This window comes from Dactylosporangium sp. NPDC000521, from assembly GCF_042898305.1.
GTDB lineage: Bacteria > Actinomycetota > Actinomycetes > Mycobacteriales > Micromonosporaceae > Dactylosporangium.
Genome location: NZ_JBIAYW010000006.1, coordinates 541038 through 563961, shown reverse-complemented (window position 1 = coordinate 563961; position 22924 = coordinate 541038). Strand labels below are relative to the sequence as shown.

Annotated in this window: 14 protein-coding genes, 1 tRNA gene and 1 pseudogene; 10 read left to right on the top strand and 6 right to left on the bottom strand. The window is 69.1% G+C overall.

What is annotated here, in order from left to right; translation table 11 throughout:
* Positions 1–95: 95 nt before the first annotated feature.
* On the top strand, positions 96–974 hold the full coding sequence (scpB, locus tag ACFY3L_RS22745; protein ID WP_389327368.1) for an SMC-Scp complex subunit ScpB: 879 nt from the start codon (positions 96–98) through the stop codon (positions 972–974).
* Positions 961–1779, top strand: coding sequence for a pseudouridine synthase (locus ACFY3L_RS22740; protein ID WP_389327234.1), 819 nt, complete (start codon positions 961–963; stop codon positions 1777–1779). The genes scpB and ACFY3L_RS22740 overlap by 14 nt, the downstream gene beginning before the upstream one ends.
* A gap of 64 nt (positions 1780–1843) precedes the next feature.
* Here the strand turns inward: ACFY3L_RS22740 and ACFY3L_RS22735 are convergent, their stop codons facing one another.
* Positions 1844–2614 (bottom strand): ABC transporter permease, encoded by a 771-nt coding sequence (locus tag ACFY3L_RS22735; protein ID WP_389327231.1) that lies wholly within the window; start codon positions 2612–2614, stop codon positions 1844–1846.
* Positions 2611–3543, bottom strand: coding sequence for an ATP-binding cassette domain-containing protein (locus tag ACFY3L_RS22730; RefSeq protein ID WP_389327228.1), 933 nt, complete (start codon positions 3541–3543; stop codon positions 2611–2613). Before ACFY3L_RS22730 ends, ACFY3L_RS22735 begins: the two co-directional genes overlap by 4 nt.
* 63 nt (positions 3544–3606) lie before the next feature.
* Here ACFY3L_RS22730 and ACFY3L_RS22725 point away from each other — a divergent pair, with 63 nt between their 5' ends.
* The gene (locus ACFY3L_RS22725) at positions 3607–4575 is read left to right on the top strand and encodes a helix-turn-helix transcriptional regulator (RefSeq protein ID WP_389327225.1); all 969 of its coding nucleotides are present in this window, start codon (positions 3607–3609) and stop codon (positions 4573–4575) included.
* 17 nt (positions 4576–4592) lie between these two features.
* Here the strand turns inward: ACFY3L_RS22725 and ACFY3L_RS22720 are convergent, their stop codons facing one another.
* A complete protein-coding gene (locus ACFY3L_RS22720) occupies positions 4593–5153 on the bottom strand; it encodes an NADPH-dependent FMN reductase (RefSeq protein ID WP_389327222.1) in 561 nt (186 codons plus the stop codon).
* Between the two features lie 97 nt (positions 5154–5250).
* On the opposite strand from ACFY3L_RS22720, the gene ACFY3L_RS22715 reads away from it, so the two are divergent.
* The 3 genes from ACFY3L_RS22715 to der all read left to right on the top strand — a co-directional run bounded on the left by ACFY3L_RS22715 (position 5251) and on the right by der (position 7995).
* Positions 5251–5763, top strand: a complete 513-nt coding sequence (locus ACFY3L_RS22715) for a MarR family winged helix-turn-helix transcriptional regulator (protein ID WP_389327218.1) — start codon at positions 5251–5253, stop codon at positions 5761–5763.
* A gap of 135 nt (positions 5764–5898) precedes the next feature.
* The gene (cmk, locus tag ACFY3L_RS22710) at positions 5899–6570 is read left to right on the top strand and encodes a (d)CMP kinase (protein WP_389327215.1); all 672 of its coding nucleotides are present in this window, start codon (positions 5899–5901) and stop codon (positions 6568–6570) included.
* 39 nt (positions 6571–6609) lie between these two features.
* The gene (der, locus tag ACFY3L_RS22705; RefSeq protein WP_389327212.1) at positions 6610–7995 is read left to right on the top strand and encodes a ribosome biogenesis GTPase Der; all 1386 of its coding nucleotides are present in this window, start codon (positions 6610–6612) and stop codon (positions 7993–7995) included.
* Between the two features lie 135 nt (positions 7996–8130).
* Here der and ACFY3L_RS22700 read toward each other — a convergent pair whose 3' ends face one another.
* The 3 genes from ACFY3L_RS22700 to ACFY3L_RS22690 all read right to left on the bottom strand — a co-directional run bounded on the left by ACFY3L_RS22700 (position 8131) and on the right by ACFY3L_RS22690 (position 10048).
* The gene (locus ACFY3L_RS22700; RefSeq protein ID WP_389327209.1) at positions 8131–8937 is read right to left on the bottom strand and encodes a hypothetical protein; all 807 of its coding nucleotides are present in this window, start codon (positions 8935–8937) and stop codon (positions 8131–8133) included.
* Positions 8938–9048: 111 nt separating this feature from the next.
* Positions 9049–9501, bottom strand: coding sequence for a response regulator transcription factor (locus tag ACFY3L_RS22695; RefSeq protein ID WP_389327206.1), 453 nt, complete (start codon positions 9499–9501; stop codon positions 9049–9051).
* Positions 9502–9637: 136 nt separating this feature from the next.
* Complete coding sequence (locus ACFY3L_RS22690; RefSeq protein WP_389327203.1) at positions 9638–10048, bottom strand: VOC family protein; 411 nt, start codon at positions 10046–10048, stop codon at positions 9638–9640.
* A gap of 95 nt (positions 10049–10143) precedes the next feature.
* Between ACFY3L_RS22690 and ACFY3L_RS22685 the strand changes: the two genes are divergently transcribed.
* From ACFY3L_RS22685 to ACFY3L_RS22670, 4 genes and pseudogenes are all read left to right on the top strand, one after another.
* Positions 10144–10217 (top strand) — tRNA-Pro (locus ACFY3L_RS22685).
* 457 nt (positions 10218–10674) lie between these two features.
* Positions 10675–11184, top strand: a complete 510-nt coding sequence (locus ACFY3L_RS22680) for a hypothetical protein (RefSeq protein WP_389327200.1) — start codon at positions 10675–10677, stop codon at positions 11182–11184.
* 341 nt (positions 11185–11525) lie between these two features.
* A pseudogene (locus tag ACFY3L_RS22675) lies at positions 11526–13667 on the top strand (DNRLRE domain-containing protein); the annotation flags it as partial.
* Positions 13668–14898: 1231 nt separating this feature from the next.
* On the top strand, positions 14899–22797 hold the full coding sequence (locus tag ACFY3L_RS22670) for a LamG-like jellyroll fold domain-containing protein (RefSeq protein ID WP_389327197.1): 7899 nt from the start codon (positions 14899–14901) through the stop codon (positions 22795–22797).
* Positions 22798–22924: the final 127 nt, after the last annotated feature.

The following is a 22924-nucleotide window of genomic DNA, read 5'->3' as shown; positions in this document are numbered from 1 at the left end:
CCTCCACGGCCGACGCGGATCTCGAAAGCACCCCCGAGCCCGAGCCGCAGCCGGAGCCCGAACCCGAGCCGGAGCCCGAGTCGCAGCCGGAGCCCGTGCCACAGCCGGAGCCCGAGTCGCAGCCCGAGCCGGAGCCCGCGCCGCAGTCGGAACCCGAGCCGGAACCGGAACCCGAGCCGGAACCGGAGCCCGAGCCGGAACCGGAGCCGCAGCCCGAGCAGGAACCGGACGGAGATCAGGAGCCCGAGGCCGGGCCTGAGCCGGAGCCTGCGCCCGAGCCCACGCTCGAACCCGAGGCTGAGTCGGTGCCGGAGCCCGAGGTCGAGGCGTCCGCCGGCGAGCCGGCCTCCGGCGGCGGAGCCCTGTTCGACATCCCCGCGCAGGCGACCCCGGCAGCCGAGCCCGAGCCCGCACCGGCTCCGGTCATGTCGGAGAGCGAGCTGCGTGGGGCGATCGAGGCGATCCTCCTCATCGTCGACGAGCCCGCCACCGAGATCACCCTCGCGCAGGTGCTCGACCAGCCCGTCGACCGGATCCGCGGCGTCCTGGAGGACATCTCCCGGCAGTACACCGAGCTCGGCCTCGGCTTCGACCTGCGGCGCGTCGCGGGTGGGTGGCGGTTGTACACGCGGGCGGAGTTCGCGCCCTACGTGGAGAAGTTCGTGCTCGACGGGCAGCAGATCCGGCTCACCCAGGCCGCCCTGGAGACACTCGCCGTGGTCGCCTACAAGCAGCCTGTCACCAGGTCGCGCATCTCGGCCATCCGCGGTGTCAACTGCGACGGTGTTGTCCGTACGCTGGTGACGCGGGGTCTGATCGAGGAGACCGGCAGTGAGCCCGAAAGCGGGGCGTTCCTGTACCGGACGACGTCGCTGTTCCTGGAGAAACTCGGCCTGGACAGCGTCGACCAGCTGCCGCCGCTCGCCCCGTTCCTTCCCGACGACATTGATGAGATCGCCGATGCCCAGCGTTGACCCGTCCACCAACCCAGCGACCGACCCGCAGCTCGCGTTCGAAGGATCGGCGTTCGACGCGCCGCCGGACGCGGTGCTGCCGCGCAACGAGGAGCGGCTGCAGAAGATCCTGGCCGCCGCGGGGCTCGGGTCCCGGCGCACCTGCGAGCGGATGATCGACGAGGGTCGCGTCACCGTCAACGGCAAGGAGGCGACCCTCGGCGACAAGGCCGACGCGACGCGGGACGCCATCCACGTCGACGGCTCGCGGCTCATCACCGACACGCGGCTGGTGTACCTCGCGCTGAACAAGCCGCGTGGCGTGGTGTCCACGATGGACGACGAGAAGGGCCGCGAGGCGCTCGCCGACTACGTGCCCAACCTCACGACCCGCGTCTTCCACGTCGGGCGCCTGGACCTCGCCAGCGAGGGCCTGCTGCTGCTGATGAACGACGGCGGGCTCGCCCACAAGCTGATGCACCCGTCGTACGAGGTGGCGAAGACCTACCAGGTGGAGATCGCCGGGCCGGTGCCGCGGGCGATGGGCCGGGAGCTGAAGGCCGGCGTGCAGCTCGACGACGGGCCGGCGAAGGTCGACTCGTTCAAGGTCGTCGACGCGTACGGGAAGGTCGCGCTCGTCGAGGTCGTGCTGCACGAGGGGCGCAACCACATCGTGCGGCGGATGTTCGACGCGGTCGGCTTCCCGGTGCAGCGGCTGATCCGCACCCAGATCGGCCCGATCAGGCTCGGCGATCTCCGCCCGGGCAGGACGCGACACCTGTCCCAGGCGGAGATCGGCGCACTGTTCAAGGCCGTCGGCGAGTAGCGCCCCGAGGCGGCCGGGGAGTCACACCCGGGCCGCCGCGGAGCCGTGGCCCCCGAGGCGGGCGTCAGGTGGAGCGGCGCATCGCCCGGATGCCGACCGTGAGCCCGACGACGGCCGTCGCGGCCGCCGCGGCGAGGCCCCACCCGACGGCGCGGTCGCTGACCGTACCGGCGAAGAGCAGACGCTCGGCGGTCACCATGTGCGCGAGCGGGTTGAAGTGCGCGACCGCCCGCATCCAGCCCGGCCCGGTCTCCAGGGGCAGCAGCATCCCGGAGAGGATCATCAGGGGGAACAGCAGCGTCTGGTGCACCACCCAGAACATCCAGTCGGTGCGCCGGACCGCGACCGCGAGGGCGTAGCTGAGCGAGCCGAGCCCGACGCCGAAGACGGCGAGCAGCACCAGGCCGAGCAGCGCGCCGGCCGGGTGCAGCTCGAAGCCGAACGGCAGCATCACCATGACGATGATGACGGCCTGCCCGGCGAGCGGCACCATCTCCTTCAGCGCGCGGCCGACCAGCAGCGCGTGCCGGGCGAGGGGCGTGACGAGCATGCGCTCGTGCGAGCCGGTGACGAACTCGCCGAGCAGGTTCGCCCCGACGGTCGACGTGCCGAAGAGCGTGGTCATCACGAGGATCGCCGGCACGAACCACTGCCACACGTCGCTGCCGAGCCCGCCTTCCTGCCCTCGCAGCGACCCGACGAGCAGCGGGCCGAAGAGCGCCAGGAACACGAGCGGCTGGATCATGCCGAAGATCAGCGAGAACGGCGAGCGCAGCAGCGGCCGCAGCTCGCGGGCGGCGACGATGCCGACGTCGCGGAGCGCCAGGGTGGTCATGCGTTCTCCCGGAGGTTGCGGCCGGTCAGGGACAGGAAGACGTCGTCGAGCGTGGGGCGCTGGATCTCGGCGGTACGGACGGCGCCAGGCACCGCCGCGATGAGTTCGGGCAGCGCAGCGGGCCCGTCGTTGACGCGGAACGTCAGCGTGTCCGAGATCTCGGTCATGTCGCGCATGCCGGCGGCATCGGCGGCCTTGGCGATGAGCGGGAGATCGCCGGTCAGCAGCAGCTTGTCGCCGGCCAGCTTGGCCTTCAGCGCGGACGCCGTGTCGTCGGCGATCACTTCGCCGTGGTCGACGACCACGACCCGTTCCGCCATGGTGTCGGCCTCGTCGAGGTAGTGCGTGGTCAGCACGATCGTCATGCCGTGCGCCTCGCGCATGCGCAGGATGTGCTGCCACAGGTTCGCCCGGTTCTGCGGGTCGAGGCCCGTCGACGGCTCGTCGAGGAACAGCAGCCGGGGCGCGTGCACGAGCCCGATCGCCACGTCGAGGCGCCGCCGCTGGCCGCCCGACAGGTCCGACACCTTGCGGTCGCGCTGCTCGGCGAGGTCGAGCGCCTCCAGGAGCTCGTCGGTGCGCCGGGCGGCGGCGCGGACGTCCATGCCGTAGATGCGGCCCTGGGTGCGCAGCTCGTCGGCGACGCGGTGGATGTGGCCGGCTCCGTTGCCCTGCCCCACGTAGCCGATCTCCCGCCGTACCGCCGCGGCCTGCGTCGACACGTCGTGCCCGGCGACGATCGCGGTCCCGCTGGTCGGCGCGATGAGCGTGGTGAGCATCCGCAGCGTCGTGGTCTTGCCGGCGCCGTTCGGGCCGAGCACCGCGACGAGCTCGCCGGGGGCGATGTCCAGGCTGATGCCGCGGACCGCGTGCACCGTGGTCTTGCGGTTGACGACGAAGTCCTTCGTCAGCGCTCTCGTCTGAATCATGGCGCCGACCTTGCCGGAAGATGCGGACAGCTTCTGTCCTCAACGCCGGGCGATACTGGACGCATGTTGGAGACCTCCGCCCGCCTCCTGGCGTTGCTGTCCCTGCTGCAGGCCCGCCGCGACTGGCCGGGGCAGACCCTCGCCGACCGTCTCGAGGTGAGCCCGCGGACCGTCCGGCGCGACGTCGACCGGCTGCGCGAGCTCGGCTATCCGGTGCAGGCGACCCGCGGGCCGGACGGCGGCTACCGGCTCGACGCCGGGTCGGAGCTGCCGCCGCTGCTGTTCGACGACGACCAGGCGGTCGCGGTCGCGGTGGCACTGCAGACGGCGACGATGTCGGTCGAGGGCGTCGAGGAGGCGGCGCTGCGCGCCCTGGCGACGGTACGGCAGGTGATGCCGGCCCGGCTGCGGCAGCGGGTGGACGCGCTGCAGGTGACCCGGGTGGCGAAGGCCGGCTGGCAGCCGTCCCGGGTCGACACCGCCGTCCTGCTGGCGATCGGCCAGGCCGTCCGGGCGCGGGAGGTGCTGCGCTTCGACTACGCGGGCGTGCGGGAGATCGCGGCCGGGCTCGCCGGCGACCGCCGCCGGGTCGAGCCGTGCCACGTGGTGACGTGGGGCGGCCGGTGGTACCTCATCGGCTTCGACCTCGATCGGGTGGATTGGCGCACGTACCGGGTGGACCGCATGACCCTGCGCACACCCAACGGCCCCCGGTTCACGCCCCGGCCGCTGCCGGCGGCGGACGTGGCGGCGTTCGTCGCGGAACGGTTCGAGGGCCACGACCCGCTGCCGTGCCGCGGCGAGGCGATCCTGCACGCGCCGGCGGCGGCGATCACCGAGTGGACCCGGGGCCAGGCCATCGTCGAGGAGCTGGGCCCCGACCGGTGCCGGGTCAGCGCCGGGTCGTGGTCGTGGACCGGCCTGGCCGCGTGGTTCGGGATGTTCGACGCCGAGGTCGAGATCGTGGGGCCGGCGGAGCTGCGGGCGGCGACCGCGGCGTTGGCCGCCCGCTTCGCGCGGGCGGCCGCCTGACCTACTGGCCTCCTGAACTACTTGCCCCGGACCGCCTGCAGGGCCTTGGCCCAGGTGACCGTCTGGTCGAGCACGACGCCGAGGGTGCCCTCGTGCTGCGGGCCCGGCTTGAACGTCGAGAAGTTCTCGAAGTCGGTGAAGAGCGACAGCGCCACCTGCGCCCGGACGTCCGCGACCTGCAGCTCGCCCATGATCAGCCGGAGGTGCTCGACCGCGCGGGTGCCGCCGGCGGAGCCGTAGCTGACGAACCCGGCCGCCTTGTTGTTCCACTCGTTGTAGACGAAGTCGATCGCGTTCTTCAGCGCGCCGCTGGTCGAGTGGTTGTACTCCGGCGTCACGAACACGAAGCCGTCCAGCTCGGCGATCTTCGCGGACCACTGCTTGGTGTGCTCGTGCGCGTACTGCCCCATGGACGGCGGGACCGCCTCGTCGAGGTGCGGCAGGTTGTAGTCGAGCAGGTCGACCAGCTCGTACTCCGCGTCGGAGCGGCGGCTCGCGATGTCGTAGACCCACTTGGCGACCGCCTCGCCGTTCCGGCCGGGGCGGGTGCTGCCGAGGATGATCCCGATCTTGGTCATGGCCCAACTCTCTGCTCGTGCGACGTTTGGGTGACGTGTCACCGTCACGCTAGCTCGTCCCACGGTGATGTGTCACCCATGGTCGTAGACTTCGGGTGTGACGGATGCCAACTGGCTCGACGAGCGGGAGCAGCGTGCCTGGCGCGGGTTCCTCGCCGTCAACGCCGCGGTCAGGGGTCGCGTCGCCCGCCAGCTGCAGCAGGAGACGGGGCTGTCCAGCGCCGACTACGCGGTGCTCGTCAGCCTCTCCGAGGCGCCCGGCGGGCGGCTGCGCGTCTTCCAGCTCCGCGTCGCCGCCGACTGGGAGAAGACCCGCCTCACGCACCAGATAACCCGGATGACCGCCCGCGGGCTGGTCGCCCGCGAGCCGTGCGCCGACGACCCCCGCGGCGCGTTCGTCGTGCTCACCGAGGCCGGCTGGGACGCGATCACCGCCGCCGCGCCCCGCCACGTCGAGCACGTGCGGCGCTGGTTCTTCGACGCGCTCGGCCCCGAGCACGTCGACGCCCTCATCGAGATCAACGAGACGGTGACGCGGCACCTGCTCACGGCGAGCGAGCCCTGCTCACCGTGCGATGTGCCATCCTCCTGCGGCGACGTGCTCCCGTGAGGTAGGGCCACCGGCCGGTCAAGTAGTGTCGAACGGCAGGCGTCATCGGGGTTTCGTCAGTGCGTTCGCCAGTACGTTGCTCAGGGCATTCGTCAGGGCGTTCGTCAGAGCGGTCGTCAGTTCGAAGGAGTGGGCGTGGCAGGACACAGCGGCCAGTTGGTGGTTGCCATCGACGGGCCCTCCGGGTCCGGCAAGTCCACGATCTCGCGCCGGGTGGCGCAGGCCCTCGACGCCCGCTACCTGGACACCGGCGCCATGTACCGGGCGGTGACCTGGGCCGTGCTGCGCGACAACGTCGACCTCGCCGACGCGGAGAAGATCCACGCCGTCGCGGCGTCGGCGACGCTGCGCATCGGCACCGACCCGGCCGAGCCGCATATCAGCGTCGACGGCGTCGGTGTCGACCGCGAGATCCGCGGCACCGAGGTCACCCAGGCGGTGTCGGCCGTGTCCGCGGTTCCGGCCGTGCGGGCGCTGCTCGTCGCGCTCCAGCGGGACATCATCGGCGAGGCGGGGCGGATCGTGGTCGAGGGCCGCGACATCGGCACCGTCGTCGCCCCCGACGCCGACCTCAAGGTCTATCTCACCGCCTCCGCGGACGAGCGGGCCAGGCGCCGGAGCACCGAGAATGCGACCAACCAGGCCGCGACCGCAGCCGACCTGGCCCGTCGTGACAGACTTGACTCGACGCGCGCCGCCGATCCGCTTCGCCAAGCCGACGACGCCGTTGTGCTCGACACCACCGCGCTCGGCATCGACGAGGTGGTCGAGCGACTCCAGCGGATGCTGGACAAGGTCACCGCATAGGCGAGCGCCGGCCCCCCGGCCGTGGAGCAAAGGACCCCCGTGAGCGCTGAGGCATCCGCAGGTGCCGAGGTCGACGTCGACGTTGTCGATGACGTCGAGCTGAGTGTGCCGATCGTCGCCGTCGTCGGCCGACCCAACGTCGGCAAATCGACCCTCGTCAACCGGATCCTGGGCCGCCGTCAGGCGGTCGTCGAGGACGTGGCCGGCGTCACCCGCGACCGGGTCGCCTATGACGCCGAGTGGACCGGGCGGCACTTCACCGTCGTGGACACCGGCGGCTGGCTGCCCGACGCCAAGGAGCGGGCCAAGGCCATCGCCACCCAGGCCGAGATCGCCACCCAGACCGCCGACGTGGTGCTGTTCGTGGTCGACGCCACGATCCCGCCGACCTCCGACGACGAGGCCGCGGTCAGGATGCTGCGCCGCAGCGGCCGGCCCGTGATCCTCGTCGCCAACAAGGTCGACAACGCGCGCATCGAGGGCGAGATCTCCGGGCTCTGGGGCCTCGGCCTCGGCGAGCCGTTCCCCGTCTCGGCACTGCACGGCCGCGGCTCCGGCGACCTGCTGGACAAGATCCTCGAGGCGCTGCCACTCGCCAAGCCCGCCGTCCCGCGCGAGGCCGGCCCGCGCCGCATCGCGCTCGTCGGGCGGCCCAACGTCGGCAAGTCCAGCCTGCTCAACAAGCTGGCCAAGGAGGAGCGGGCGGTCGTCGACTCCGTCGCCGGCACCACCGTCGACCCGGTCGACAGCCTCGTCGACTTCGGCGGCGAGACCTGGCACCTCGTCGACACCGCCGGCCTGCGCAAGCGGGTCTCGCACGCCAGCGGCACGGAGTACTACGCCTCCCTGCGCACCAACGCGGCGATCGAGGCGGCCGAGGTGGCGATCGTGCTCCTCGACGCCAGCGAGGTCATCTCCGAGCAGGACCAGCGGATCATCACGATGGTGATCGAGTCCGGCCGGGCGCTCGTCATCGCGTTCAACAAGTGGGACCTCGTCGACGAGGACCGGCGCCACCAGCTCGGCAAGGAGATCGAGCGGGAGCTGCGCCGCGTGCCGTGGGCGATCAGGGTCAACGTCTCGGCGCTCACCGGCCGTGCCGTCGACAAGCTCGCGCCCGCGCTGCGCACCGCCCTGGAGAACTGGGAGCGTCGCGTGCCGACGGGGCAGCTCAACCAGTGGCTCACGGCGCTCGTGCAGCAGACCCCGCACCCGGTCCGCGGCGGGCGCGCCCCGCGCGTCCTGTTCGCCACCCAGGCCGGCGTGTCACCGCCGAAGTTCGTGCTCTTCACCACGGGCGCGCTCGACCCCGGCTACGTCCGGTTCGTGGAGCGCAAGCTGCGCGAGGAGTTCGACTTCCTCGGCACGCCGATCCACATCAGCGTGAAGCCCCGCAAGAAGAACAGCCCCCGCGGGAAGAAATAGGTCTCGCCGGTGCCCGCCGCGGCAGCAACGCTTCGGCGGCCACCGCCACGACGACCAGCACGGCGAAGATCGTGAGTCCCATGCCCGCGACTTCGGCAGGTGCGCCGCTCAGGTGAGCGGCGCACCGTCACGCACCTAGGCTGCTGCCGTTTCCTCGGTCGTGCCCGCCTCGATCTGGTCGCGGGCCGCGGTCGCGCTGGCCAGGATGTTCAGCTCCAGGCCCTTCGCGAGCCACGACGCGCCGAAGCACAGCACCGCGACCGTCTCGCCGATGATCAGGCTGTACGCGTCGAGCGTGTGGGACACCTGGGTCACCGCGATGTACACCACGGCAAGGGCGATCCCCGCCGCGCACGTGTAGTGGAACGACCGCCAGAACGCGGGGGAGAACCGCGCCCGGTGCCCGTCGCGGCGCTGCGTCCTGGCGCCCTCGCGGCGGCCGAAGAAGTAGCTGATCACGCTCAGGCAGAGGATGAACGTCGCCGCGCACACGTAGTGCACGCTCTGCACCGTCTGCTCGCCCAGCTTCTCCTGCAACGGCGACAGCGGCACCGTCCCGCCGCCGGGCAGCCCCGTCGGGAACAGCGCCACACCCACCGCCGCCACGCCGGCGACGATGCTGAGCGTGTTCTCCAGGTTCCGCTCGAAGAACTTGTAGAAGATCAGGAAGAACGCGGTCACGCACAGGCAGCTGACGAAGATGTCGCGCATGCCGGAGTAGTAGTACGCGCTCAGCGACCCCCGCGGCTTCCCTCCCTCGAACAGGAAGCCGTCGCCGAGCAGGAGCGTCAGTGGCAGCAGGACGCCCATGACGCCGATCAGGGTGCGCATCAGCAGGAACGAGCGCAGGTAGAGAATCCTGGCCTTCAGGTTCTCGTCGGCCTGGTCCTGCGGTTCGCCGGGACGCTGCGGAGCGTCCACCGGTGGGGTGAGGTATCCCATGGTGCCCTCCAAGGGTGATTACTTGAAGAGAGCACGTGATCACGCTATTGATACGTTGACCGCGCCAACACGACAGACACGCGTGGCCACGCCCGTGGCGCCCGAGTCAGGTCACCACTGGTAGCTGCGACCCAGGTCATAGCCGGTGTTCGGGTCCACCGGCGTCGGGTGCACCCGCAGCAGCGACTGCACGCTGCGCAGCAGCGCCTCCGGGCTGAACGGTTTGACCATGTGGTGCACCGCCCCGGCCATCACGCCGCTGCGCACGACGTCGGGCTGCGACAGCGCGGACAACAGCATCACCGGGATCTGGGCCGTCTCCGGGTCCGCCTGCAGCTGCTCGCACGCGGTGAGCCCGTCCTGCCCCGGCATCATGATGTCGAGGATCACGAGGTTGGGCAGGCAGGCGACCGCGGCGTCGACCGCGGCCAGCCCGTTGTCGGTCTCGATGACTTCGAAGCCCGCCTTCACCAGCTTGTACGCCACCATGCCCCGCAGATCCGGGTCGTCGTCGACGACGAGAATCCTGGCGGTCTGCGCCTCGGACGCGATGGCCGTGTTCATTGGGAAACCTCCTGTGACGGGCTGAGACCATCAGGTTCACCGCGCCCGGCTGCGCTTCAGCGGCCACTCCGTTGCAGGCCGGTTGTGTGCGCTACGTCACTGCTCTTTCCTGCGCTTCCCGCGGCTCCCGCGGGTTCTACGGTTCTTGCGGCTTTTCCGGGGGTCCCAGCAGGTCCCACCGGTTCCCGGCGATGTCCTCGAAGACGGCGACCTGCCCGTACACCTCGGATCGCGGCGGCCTGACGAACGTGACGCCGGCCCGCTCCATCCGCTCGAACGTCGCCGCGAAGTCGTCGACCCTCAGGAAGAAGCCCACCCTGCCCTTCACCTGATCCCCGACGGCCTCCCGCTGCAGCTCCCCGTCCGCCCGCGCCAGCAGCAACCCCGTCCCCCCGCCCGGCGGCCGCACCACCACCCACCGCTTGGCACCCCCGTCCGTCGCCGTCGCCGGCGAGTCCTCGACCAGCTCAAACCCCAGCACTCCGGTGAAGAAGTCGATCGCCGGGTCGTACTCCTCCACCACCACCGTCACAAGATCCAGCCACATCCCCCCACCGTAGTCGGGACGGGGGGATACTCCTGCGCACGGCGGTGACCCGATGCGCTAGTCTGTAGCGGCTGCTCCGGACGAGTCCGGTTGCACGGGACGTAGCGCAGCTTGGTAGCGCACTTGACTGGGGGTCAAGGGGTCGTGGGTTCGAATCCCGCCGTCCCGACAGCGCAAGGGTTTTCGCAGGTCACAAGCCTGCGGGAGCCCTTTTTCGTGTGTGAGCAGTTCGCCTGAGTCGAGCACGCCGCTGTTGGATCCCTTGACTCGGCTTGTTCGGTTCCGAACGGTCTGGGCGATCTGGGCGTGTTTTGGCTGCTCACGTTAGGTGCGCCGTGGCCTTGACCGCGCGTGGGTGAGTGATCAGGCGGCTTGACTGTGCGTCTGCATGAGTCAAGGGATCCGCGCCGTGCTGGAAATAGCTGGACTGCGCTCGTCGCACGTGAATGCCAGAGATGTTCAAACGGAAAATGACCTCCGGACAGGTACCCACCCCTGCCGGTGGGTGTCTCCGCGCTGGAGTTTCCGACGGTGGTCTCCTACCGTGTGCGCCGCGGACCGGACACGGCTCGCGGTGTAACGGGGAGGATGTCATGGCGCGCAGGCCGACGAAGCGGGCTCCGGTCGTGTGGTGGCGGCGGCTGACGGCGCCGCAGTGGTGGCTTGCCGGCGGCGGGGCGGTGCTGGTGGTCGCGATCGTGCTCATGGTCTCGTTGTGGCCGGATCCGGCGCCCGAGTCGCGGGAGCGGGAGTATCTGCAGTTCACTGCCTGCCTGCTCACTCCGGCCGACGGGGTGCGGGATCCGGCGGCGGCGCCGGTGTGGAAGGCGATGCAGGATGCGTCGTTGCAGACCCAGGCGAAGGCGCAGTACCTCGAGATCAGCGGTGCGCAGACGGTCGACAACGCAGTGACGTTCCTCAACAGCCTGGCCCAAGGTGACTGCGACCTAATCTTCGCCTCCGGTGACCTTCCGGTGCAGGCGGTCGTGAAGGGTGCGTCGACGTTTCCGGCCGAGCGGTTTGTCACTGTCGGTGCATCGGTGGCTGCGCCGAATGTGTCCACAGTGGATGCCGCCGCGTCGCACGACGGGGTCGTCCGGCTGATCGCCGAGGCCGTGGCAGCGGCACCACAGTAGCGGTGCCGCGTTGTGATCCACGTCACGCGCGCGCACGCATTGATGATATTCTCACTGGTCGGTGCCTCTTTCTGTGTTCGTCGCCTCACTTCGGTCGATCTTGCTGTTCGAGGCAGAAGTCGGACATATTCCTTCCGGGTATCCACTGATCGGTCATTGTTTCTGGGAGCTTCCTGACCGAATCTCTGTGCGCCACATGTTGCTCACGGGGAGGCACGGCATGACGCTCGTCGCTGGTTTGCGCATGTGCGGAGTGTGAAATTACGTCGCGTAGCGGGAACCTGTTCAGACGGGCTCCCCGGCGCGTACGGCGGCCGGTGGCCGTCGGAGCGCTGCTGGCGATGGCGCTGTTCGCCGCGGTTCCTCCGGGCGTCGTGCATGACGGTCCTGGTTCCGGCTTCCCGCTGCACCTGCCGTCGTGGCTGCAGCCGGACTACAACTGGGGCCGTGAGGCGTTCAACGGCCTGCCGCAGCAGCAGTCGGCCGGCAAGCCGGGGACACTGACCCGGGAGCAGCTCGACGCGCTCGGCCGGGTCGGGCGTGGTGCCGGCAATCCCGCCGGCAAGGGCATCGGGGCGGTGGGGCCGTACGAGGCGCCGAAGCACCGTGTCGAGATCGGCAAGGCGCCGGTGCGGTCCGGGCCGCAGAGCTTCGACGAGAAGACGAGCACGCTGGTCCCGGCCAAGGGCACCGCGGACTCGGAGCTGTACCAGAACGCGGACGGCTCGTTCACCCGCCGCGAGTACTCCGGTCAGGTCAACGTCAAGGCCGCGGACGGCACCTGGAAACGCATCGACACCGACCTGGTGGACGACGGCAAGCGCCTGCACCCCAAGGTCTCCGCCGCGGACGTGTCGATCGCCAAGAGCGCCGACGATCCGCAGTTGGTGACCCTGCGAAATGTCGGCGGCGGCACGTTCGGGTACTCACTGCAGGGTGCCGCGAAGGTGCCGGGCGAGGTCAAGGGCGACACCGTCACCTACAAGGGTGTCCAGCTCGGCGTCGACCTCCAGCTGCGCGCGACCGGCGACGGCGTCAAGGAGGACCTCGTCGTCGCCGGCGCCGAGGCCGGCAACGCGTGGGTCTTCCCGCTCAATCTGGAGAAGCTGACCGCGCGCAACGGCACTGACGGCGCGATCGAACTGGTCGGCAAGGACGGCAACGTCGCTGCCGTGATTCCCAGCGGCCTCGTGCACGACTCCAACTTCAGCCCGCAATCCGGCGGGTTCGAGCAGGCCACCGAAGCGAAGTACCGCATCGTCGACCTCAATGGCCGTCAAGCACTGCAGGTGTCCGTCGACCAGGCGTGGCTCGACGACCCGGCCCGGGTCTGGCCGGTCGTGGTAGACCCATCGGTGACCACCGCGCTGGACGCGACGCAGGACACGACGGTCCGCAACGACCGCACCAGCGACCAGTCCGGCTCCGACGAGATGTCGATCGGCTACAACAGTCCCGACTACGGCAGCGTCAAGGCGTACTCGTTCATCAAGTTCAACAGCTTCTACAGCACGTTCGCGAACGTGAACGTGACCGCGGCGAAGCTGAACGTCTTCAACCGGTGGGCGTGGTCGTGCACGCCGAAGTCGTTCGAGGTCAACCCCATCACCGTGGGCTGGAACACCGGCGCATTGACCTACCCCGGCCCCGCGTTCGGTAGCGCGATCGGCACCGTCACGCCCAACGTCCCTACCGCCTGCGGAAACACCGGCGGCAACCCGGCGTTGGGCAACTGGGTCACGGTCCCGCTGAGCGTCGGCACGTTCAACAACTGGGCCCGCAACATCGGCAACAACGGCCTGGCCCTGACGACGTCGCAGACCGACAAGTTCCACTGGAAGAAGTTCACCACCGCCAACTACAACCCGAACTACGCGCCGTTCCTGCAGATCACGTATCAGTACGAAACGCCGGTCGTCACCGGTAACCTGCCGCCCTACGGCTACGCGGCGCCGACGCTGACGCCGGAGCTGCAGGTCCTGGCCTACGACCCGGACCACGCGCCGAACGCGAACCTGTCGTACACCTTCGTGGTCCAGGACAAGGACGGCGTCACCAAGTGGACTTCCGGCGCGCAGGCGTCGCCGACGGCGCGGGTGCCGGCCGGCAGCCTCAAGTGGGGCGAGACGTACTACTGGATCGCCTACGCCAGCGACGGCTACTCCGCGCAGCTCTATCAGGACTGGCAGACGTTCTCGACGTCAGTGCCGCAGCCCGACATCACCTCGACGCTGTCGCAGAACGGTGAGCTCGGCTACGAGCCGAGCGTGCGCAACTACACGACCACGGCCACGGACGCGACCGTCGCCACCGTCGGTCCGGCGCTGACCGTGGAGCGCGCCTACAACAGTCTCGACCCGCGCACCAATTCGGCGTTCGGTCAGGGCTGGTCGAGCGTGTTCGACCTGTCGGTCACCGAGGTCATGTCCGGTGACGCGACACCGGTCGTGAACACCGTGACTGTGCGGTACCCGACCGGTCAGGAGATCGCGTTCGGCCGTAACACCGACGGCTCCTTCGCGTCCCCGCCCGGTCGCTTCGCCACGTTCACCAAGGAGAGCGACGGCCTCGGGTACAGGTTCGTGGACAAGGACGGCACGGCCTACCTGTTCCGGCAGGCCCTCGTGACCGGCAGCGCCACCACGCCGTACACCTGGGGCATCACGTCGATCACCGACTCCTCCGATCGCAAGGAGACGTTCTCCTACACCAACAACCTCATCAGCCAGGTCACCGCGGCGTCCGGCCGGTCGCTGCACGTGACCTGGGCCGCGCCCGGCGGCACACCCGGTTACGCGGAGTCCACGAGCCCGGCGACGTTCGCCGACCAGACCGACGACCCGGACGTGACGCTGCTGCCGCTGACCGGCGACGACGTGTCGACCGGCGTTACGCTGCCGTTCTCGTTCCCGCTGTACGGCCAGGGCTACACGACCGCCACGGTGTCCTCCAACGGCGTCATCGCGTTCGCCGGATTCGCCGCAGACGGTGACAACTCCGCGATCCCGAGCGCGGCGCAGCCGAACGGCGCCCTGTACCCCTTCTGGGACGACTTCCAGATCGACAGCCAGTCGAAGGTCACAGCCAAGACCAGCGGCACGGCACCGAACCGGGTGTACAGCGTCGAGTGGTACAACGCGTACCTGTACGGTCGCGCGACCCGGGTCACGGTGAAGGCGGCGCTGAGCGAGAACGGCACCGTCACCTTCAGCTACGACGGCATCGATCCCGCCAATGACCAGGACAAGGGCGCGGCCGCGGTTGTCGGCATCGAGAACGCAACCGGCACCGCAGCCGTCCAGCACTCGTTCCACCAGCCGGTGCTGGCCAGCAACACGCAGATCACGTATACGCCGATGTCCACGCCGCCGCCGGGCGTCACCGCGAAGGTCGCCTCTGTCGCCACCGACCCGGTGGTTGCGGGCGATCAAGGGACCGCGCTCACCTGGACGTACGCCTACGACACCAACGGGCAGCTGCAGAAGGTCTGCCCGCCGACGTCGACGACCGCCTGCCACACCTACACCTACGGCAGTGCGTCGCTGTACCAGTCGGCGGTGCAGAACCTCGGGCCGCGCGCCTACTGGCGCCTCGGCGAGACCGCCGGCGAGACGTCCGCGGTCAGCGAGGTCATCGAGAACCAGGGCACCGACAACGGCACGTACGCCGGTGTGGCGACCACGAGCGCCGGCCCGCTGCCGGCCTCAGCGGTGATTGCGCCGACATTCAACGGCACCTCGTCGATGGTCACGGTGCCGAGCAAAGACCTTCCGTTCGGTAGCGGCTACCAGTCGGTCAGCATGTGGTTCAAGGTGGCGCCGGACGACCGGGGCATCCTGCTCGGCTTCTCCAAGGACCAGGCCGGGACCGGGGGGCACCTCCGGCACGTACACGCCTGCCCTGTACGTCGGCACCAGCGGCAAGCTCTACGGCGAACTGTGGAACGGCACGGTCAACCCGATCGCCAGCACCGTCACGGTCGACAACGGCGCCTGGCACCACGTGGTGCTCACCGGCGCCGGCGCCACGCAGTCGCTGTACCTCGACGGCGAGTGGCAGGGCAGCCGTTCCGGCGTCCTCAACATGGCGTTCGCGGACCTGCTCAAGAACGTCGCGATCGGCTCCGGCTATTGGGGCCACGCGTGGCCCGACCAGCCGGCGGCCAACGTCACCGAGCAGACGGGCTGGTTCAAGGGCTCGATCGCTGAGGTGTCCAGCTTCGACCGGCCACTGACGCCGGCGAACATCGCGTCGATCTACAAGGCCGGCAAGGCGACCGCGCGCCCGCTGACCGCGGTGAAGCGCCCGTCGGGCAACACGACCGCGGCGATCACGTACGAGGCCAAGGACTCGACGGTCAAGACGGTGACCGACTCCAACGGCGGCGTGTGGCAGCTCAGCCCGCCGGTGACCCAGGGCTCGAGCAAGGTGTACGCCAGCGCCGCGCTCGCCGGCACGCCCGCCGACTACTACCGGTTCGGCGACGGCGACGGCGCCGTATACGCCACGAACGAGGTCAACGGCAACCCGGCCACGTACAGCAACGTGACGCTCGGACTGCCCAGCGGCCTGTTCGACGACTCCACGGCGGCCCAGTTCGACGGCTCCACGTCCATCGTGAACCTGCCGGACACCGGGCCGGGCAGTGACATCCCGACGAACGGCACATACTCGATCAGCCTGTGGTTCAAGACCCAGACCGCCGGCGGCGTGCTGTTCGGCACCTGGGACAACACCATCACCACGGCGAACTGGCACACCCCGCGGTTGTACATCGGCACCGACGGCAAACTGCGCGGCGGGTACTGGACAACCGCCAATGGCCTGGTGCTGACATCGGCGGGCACGGTCACCGACGGCAACTGGCACCACGCCGCCATCACCGCTTCGAAGACCAGCCAGAAGCTCTACCTCGACGGCGCCGAGATCGGCTCCGGCACCAACACCCTCGCCGACGACCTCTCCACGCACGCCACCATCGGCGCGGGCGCCTGGTTCGGCTGGAACGGCGCGAGCTCGGCACAGGCCGCCTACTTCAACGGCTTCATCTCCGACGTCGCCTACTACCGCAAGCAGATCTCGGCAGGCACGGTCGCCAGCCAGTACGCGGCCTGGCAGAAGAGCAAGAACACCGGCGCGCCGGTCAAGATCGTGACGGTCAAGAACCCGCAGAACAAGGACCTCACGTACACCTTCGACCTCGGCACCGGCCGCAAGGTCGCCGAGACCGACGCGCTGGGCAACGAGACCCGCTACGGCTACAGCGAGAACGGCTTCCTGCGCACCACGACCGACCCGCTGGGCAACATCACCACGAACGAGCACGACGTGCGCGGCAACGTGGTGTCGACGACGACGTGCCAGGTGCAGAAGGCCAACGTCTGCAGCAACGTGTACTTCGAGTACTACGGGGAGGCCGACGGCCGGAAGGTCGACATGCTGCGTAAGCAGCGCGACGGCCGTTCGACCAGCGCGACCGACGACAACTTCGTGACCGAGTACGAGTACGACAGCCTCGGCAACCGCACGTCCGCGAAGGATCCGCTCGGGCGGATCACCAAGACCGATCTCACGTCCAGCACCCAAGCGTTCGGCAGCCCGGTGGGAACGTTCGCGCCCAACGGACTGCAGCGGGCCATCACGATGCCGTCGGGCGCGGTGCAGACCGTCGACTACTACGCCAACGGCGACGTCGCCAGGGTCACCGACCCGGCCGGCAAGATCGTCACGTTCACCTACGACAACCTCGGCCGGATCACGACCCAGCTGGAGTTCTCGGAGGCGACGCCGGCCGGGGCCGGCCACACCCTCACCTACGACGGTCAGAGCCGGGTGCTGACCCAGACCGGCACGGCGGTCACGAACCGGGTCACCAGCGCGTCGCACACCACCGTCACCACGACGACGTACGACGTCGACGGCCACGTGCTGTCCCAGGTCGTCTCCGACCCGACCGGTGGCGACGCCTCGCGGACCACGTCGAGCACGTACAACACCTACGGGCAGACGGTCACCGAGACGCAGGGCGGCAAGACGACGACGTACGAGTACGACGTCTCCGGTGACATGGTGAAGGAGATCGGCGCCGACGGTGGCATCACCCAGAACGAGTACGACGCCGAGCACCGGCTGCGGTTCGTCAAGGTCCTCAACTACACCGGCGACCCGAACGCGCCCTCGGCGCCGACGACGCTGACCCTGGCCGAGAAGCAGTACGACAGCAACGGACGCCTGGTCGTCGAGATCGACGCGATGGGGTTCCAGACGGTGCACAAGTACACCGACAACGGCCTCGAAGCGCAGATCATCCGCAAGAACCCGGACCCGAGCAAGCCGGACTTCGTCCAGGTCGACAACTCCTTCGACGCCGCCGGCAACGTCGTCAAGACGGTCAGCGACAACGGCACCGCGACCAAGACGTACACCCTCGACAGGGGCGCGCGGATCCAGACCGAGACGTTCGACCCGGCCGGGATCAAGCGGATCACGACGCTGACGATGTCGCGTGACGACCGCGTGATCGGCAGCGTCGTCACCGACGGCTCCGGCAACGTCATGACCCGTGCCGAGAACACCTACGACGAGCTCGGCCGGCAGACGTCGCAGACGACGTACAACACGGCCGGACTGACCCCCGTTGCCCGTTGGAAGCTCGACGAGACCACCGGCGTCACAGCCACGGACTCGGTCGGCAACTCCTCCGCGACCGGGCAGTACCTGGCCTGGACGACCGACCACCCGGCGACCTCGACCAGCGGAGGCTCGGCCGTGTTCAACGGGGTCTCCTCCTATGTGTCGACCTCGGGCCCGGTGCTGGACACCACGAACGGGTTCACCATCTCCGCTTGGGTGAAGACGTCCGGCGGCGCCAATTACCAGGCCATCGCGGCGCAGGAAGGCCTCGACCAGACGGCGTTCACGCTGCGCTACGACCCGACCAACGGCGGCCGGTGGAGCCTCGTGCTACGCAGCGCCGACGGCAGCACGAACGTCAACACACTGGTGCAGTCAGCGTCCACCGCCGCCCTGAACACGTGGACGCACCTGGTCGGCGTGTACAACGCGGACACCCAGACGATGGCGTTGTACGTCAACAACGGCACCCCCACCACCGCGACGGTCCGGCAGCCGTGGAAACCGCGCGGCCCGTTCACGATCGGCCGCAACCGCAACACCACCTACGGCAACTACTGGAACGGCTCGATCAGTGACGTCCAGGCCTACTCCCGGCCGTTGACCGTCGCCGAGATCGGTCAGGTGTACGGCGGGACCGCTCCGGCCGCCGGCGCCACGGTCAGCCGCACCACCCAGAAGCTCAGCCGCGCCGGCCAGGTCCTCGCCGAGACCGACCCGCTGGGCAACGTCACCGACAACACGTACGACGAGGCGGGCCGCCTCGCGGTCATCACCGGCCCGGCCGTCATGGCCGAAACCGACGGCGGGACACCCGTGCCCACCCGCCCGGTCACCTACCTGGGCTACGACACGTTCGGCCTGCGCACACACGTCAAGGACCCGCGCGGCGGGATAACCCGCACCACGTACGACTCGGCCGGCCGGGTGCTGACCAGCGTCGCGCCCGCCTACACGCCACCGGGCTCCTCGACGGCGCTGACCCCGACGACGACCCGTGCCTACGACGACACCGGCCAGCTCATCAAGCTGACCGACGCACTGAACCGCGACACCCTGTACACCTACGACCAGCTCGGCCGGGTGTCGAAGACCGTCGCCGCGGACAGCGGTGTGACCACGTTCGGCTACGACCTCAACGGCGACCAGCTCACGGTCACCGACCCGACCGGTGCCGTCACCACGAACACGTACGACTTCCTGGCCCGCAAGCTGACCACGTCGTCGGTCGTGCGGCAGGACAGCACCCACTACGACACGCTGTTCGAGTACGGCATCGACGGCAAGCTCAAGAAGACGACGTCCCCGTCAGGCGTTACGCAGGAGCTGACCTACAACGCGGCCGGCGACGTGGTCACGTCAAAGGACGGCGCCGGCAATATCACCACGACGGCGTACGACGCGGCGGGCCGGCCGACGAAGACCACCCTGGCCGACACGTCCTATTCGACCGTCACGTACGACCTGGCGGGCCGGCCGGTCATGAGCCAGCAGTTCCCGCCCGGCGGCGGCACGGCGCTGACCACGACGTCGCAGACCTACGACCTGGCCGGCAACGTCCTGACGAAGACCGATCCGCGCAACACGACCATCACGTTCGCCTACGACGTGATGGGGCGGGTCAAGCAGGAGACCCAGCCCGTCGACGCCGTGGCGGCCAACAACATCGTCACCTCGTTCGGCTATGACGTGGCCGGGAACCAGACCCGGTACACCGACGGGCGCGGCAACGCGTTCATCACGAAGTACAACGTCTGGAACCTGCCCGAGGAGCAGATCGAGCCGGCCACCACGGCGCACCCGAACGCGACCGACCGCACGTTCACGGTGGCCTATGACGCCCTGGCCCGCGCGGCGACGCAGACCTTGCCCGGCGGCGTGACGATCACCAACACGTACAACGAGGTCGGCAAGCTCACCGGCCAGACCGGCGCCGGAGCGGAGGTGAGCACCGCCGCCCGCAGTTTCGGCTACGACCTCGCCGGCCGGCTCACGTCGGCGACCGTGTCGGGCAACGCGAACACGTTCACCTACGACGACCGCGACCTGCTGCGCACCACCAGCGGCGTGTCGGGCGCGGCGACGTTCGGCTACACGTCCGACGGTCAGATGGGCAGCCGCGCCGACGCGGCCGGCACCACGAACTACAGCTACGACACCGCCGGCCGGCTCGACACCATCACCAACACCACGACGTCGGTGCAGGCGAAGTGGACGTACAACACCCTCAACCAGCCCAACACGATCACCTACGGCGGCACCGGCAACGTCCGCAGTCTCGGCTACGACACGCTGCACCGGCTAAGCACCGACGAGCTCAAGACGTCGGGCGGCACGTCGGTCGCGAAGATCACCTACGGGTACGACGCCAACGGCAACGAGACGTCGAAGTCGACGGCGGGCTTCGGCGGCACGGTCACCAACTCGTACGGCTACGACCTCGCCAACCGCCTCACGTCGTGGAACAACGGCACCACGTTGACGTCGTACACCTACGACAAGGCCAGCAACCGCCTCACCAACGGGTCGAAGACCTTCACGTACGACCAGCGCAACCGGCTGCTGACCCAGTCCGGCGGCATCACGTACACCTACACGCCGCGGGGCACGCTGTCCGCGGCCGGTGCGGTGCAGACGAAGACCGACGCGTACGGGCAGGTGCTGCAGCAGGGCACCACCACGTACACCTACGACGGCCTCGGCCGGCAGACGAAGACCGGCCTGTCCTACACCGGCCTGGACAACGACCTCGCCGCCGACACCACGGCCACGTACACCCGCGACCCGGTCGGCGACGTGGTCGGGGTGAAGGGCGCCTCGGCGCAGTACGCGTTCACCGACCAGCACGACGACATCACCGGCCTGTTCACCGCCACCGGTACGACGCTGGGCGGCACGACGGTCTACGACCCGCTCGGCAAGGTCCTGGCTGCCACGGGGATGCAGGGCAGCCTCGGCTACCAGTCGGAGTGGACGGACACGTCGACGAGCCGGGTCAACATGATGGCCCGCTGGTACAACACCGACACCGGCCAGTTCGACACCCGTGACACCGCCTCGAACAGCCCGGTGCCGAACTCGGCGGCGGCGAACCGGTACGCCTACGGCGACGCCAACCCGCTGCTGACGACGGACCCGTCAGGGCACTGGGGCATCCCGAAGCCGAGCAGCCTGTGGGACAAGGCCAAGAGCATCGCCAAGGCGGTGGTGCCTCCGGTCGTGTACAACGCGGTGAGCAGCGTCGTGTCGTACGGGGCGAGCCTGGCCCGCGAGGCGTGGAATTACGTGGCGCCGTTCGTGGCGCCGCTGGTCAAGGTCGCGACCACGGTCGTCAATGCCGGCCGCAAGCTGGTGGCGAACGCCAGCCAGTCCATATCGCGGATGAAGCAGCAGGCGACCGCGGCGTACAAACAGGGTGGCCTACTCGCGGTGGCCAAGACCGCGAAGGCGGCGGCGGCCAAACGGATCGCCGATGCCAAGACGGCCACCGTCCAGTTCGTCAAGGACCACAAGAACCAGATCATCGAGGGTCTCGCCATCGTCGGTGGTGTCCTGGCAGGCATGGCGTGTACCGCGGCGACGGTCGGTGCGGGCGCGGTGGCGTGCATGGTCGGTGCCGCGGCGCTGGTGAACCTGGCGAAGGATGCGGCGCAGGGCAACATCCACAGTTGGAAGGACGCGCTGACCTCGGCCGGTTCCGGTGCGATGCAGGGTCTCGCCGGTCCGTTGGGTGGCGTGGTCGGCGGGAAGGTCGCGTGTTTCGCCGCGACGAAGCTGGCCAGTGTCGCGGTGAACACGGTGGGCAAGGTCGTGGCCGGTGCGATCTCCGGCGCGCTGTCGGGCGCGGTGAGCAGCGCCATCGAGGACGTCGTCAGCCAGATCGGCACCAACGGCAAGGTCGACTGGGGCTCTGTAGCCAGCAGCGCCGTGGTCGGCGGCATCACGGGTGCCATTACCGGCGGCAAGGCCGGCCGCAGGGCGCCGTGCGGACGGCACAGCTTCGACCCGAACACGGCCGTGCTCATGGCCGACGGCTCGACGAAGAAGATCGAAGACGTCAAAGTCGGCGACGAGGTCGCCGCCACCGACCCTGCGACAGGCGCGACCCAACCGAAACCGGTCACAACCTTGTGGCTGAACCACGACACGGACCTGACCGACGTCACAGTCACGGTGAAATCCGCGGAACCTGTGCAGTCATCGGAAACATCCCGGTCCACGGCGTCGGCAAAATCAGACGACAGCGGCAAGGCGCCGCAAGCCGCCAAGACCGGAGCGCTCCTGGTAGCGGCCGCGACGATCGCAGTGGCGACCACGACCGTCCTGCACACCACACAGCACCACCCGTTCTGGGACCGCACCACCAGCACCTGGGTCAACGCGGCCGACCTGACCCCGGGCCACGAACTCAAAACCGACGACGGCGCTACGGTCGAGGTCACCGACGTTCACAACTTCACCGGCGCCCAGGACATGCGCGACCTCACCATCGCCGACACCCACACGTACTACGTCCTCACCGCGAGCAAACCGGTTTTGGTCCACAACAACAACGCCGGCTGCGGTGTCGGCGGCGATGAAGACCTTGTTGATGTATACCGGTTCACGGACCGCAATCGGCCGGCGGACCTACAGCCGCAGATCTCCGAGGAGCGCGCAGATTTAACGAGGAAAGTCTTTGCGGACAACCCGGAATTCCGTGACAAGATCGCTAATGATCACTCATTGCACAATGACAAGACTTTCAGTCCTTTTGTCTCGGTCGCCCGTGACCCGGCGAGGGCCGCGCAAACGACAGATTCAGGACTTAGAGACATCACTCAGAATGCTCCGGACATCGGTCACTTCCGAGTTCCGTCGAACAGGTTGGTTACACCGAAGAACGAGCTGGCCGGGCAGGAGACGGAAGAGCTGTTCGATGGGCACGATCTAGGCAGTTTCCTGGTCGGTTGGACGGAGAATCCGTACAGGAGGCGCTAGCTGACGGCTACGCTGTCACGACGCACCGGTCCCGGCTCTGCCGGGACCGGTGCGTCGCGGTGACCAGACTGACCGCCAAATGTCGGTCCGCAGAGGAGCCCGGCCCAAGGGCTCGGAGTAGGCTGGG

Coding starts and splice junctions, on each gene's coding strand:
- ACFY3L_RS22740 (WP_389327234.1), top strand. CDS start 961: ATGCCCAGCGTTGACCCGTCCACCAACCCAGCGACCGACCCGCAGCTC.
- ACFY3L_RS22735 (WP_389327231.1), bottom strand. CDS start 2,614: ATGACCACCCTGGCGCTCCGCGACGTCGGCATCGTCGCCGCCCGCGAG.
- ACFY3L_RS22730 (WP_389327228.1), bottom strand. CDS start 3,543: ATGATTCAGACGAGAGCGCTGACGAAGGACTTCGTCGTCAACCGCAAG.
- ACFY3L_RS22725 (WP_389327225.1), top strand. CDS start 3,607: ATGTTGGAGACCTCCGCCCGCCTCCTGGCGTTGCTGTCCCTGCTGCAG.
- ACFY3L_RS22720 (WP_389327222.1), bottom strand. CDS start 5,153: ATGACCAAGATCGGGATCATCCTCGGCAGCACCCGCCCCGGCCGGAAC.
- ACFY3L_RS22700 (WP_389327209.1), bottom strand. CDS start 8,937: ATGGGATACCTCACCCCACCGGTGGACGCTCCGCAGCGTCCCGGCGAA.
- ACFY3L_RS22695 (WP_389327206.1), bottom strand. CDS start 9,501: ATGAACACGGCCATCGCGTCCGAGGCGCAGACCGCCAGGATTCTCGTC.
- ACFY3L_RS22690 (WP_389327203.1), bottom strand. CDS start 10,048: ATGTGGCTGGATCTTGTGACGGTGGTGGTGGAGGAGTACGACCCGGCG.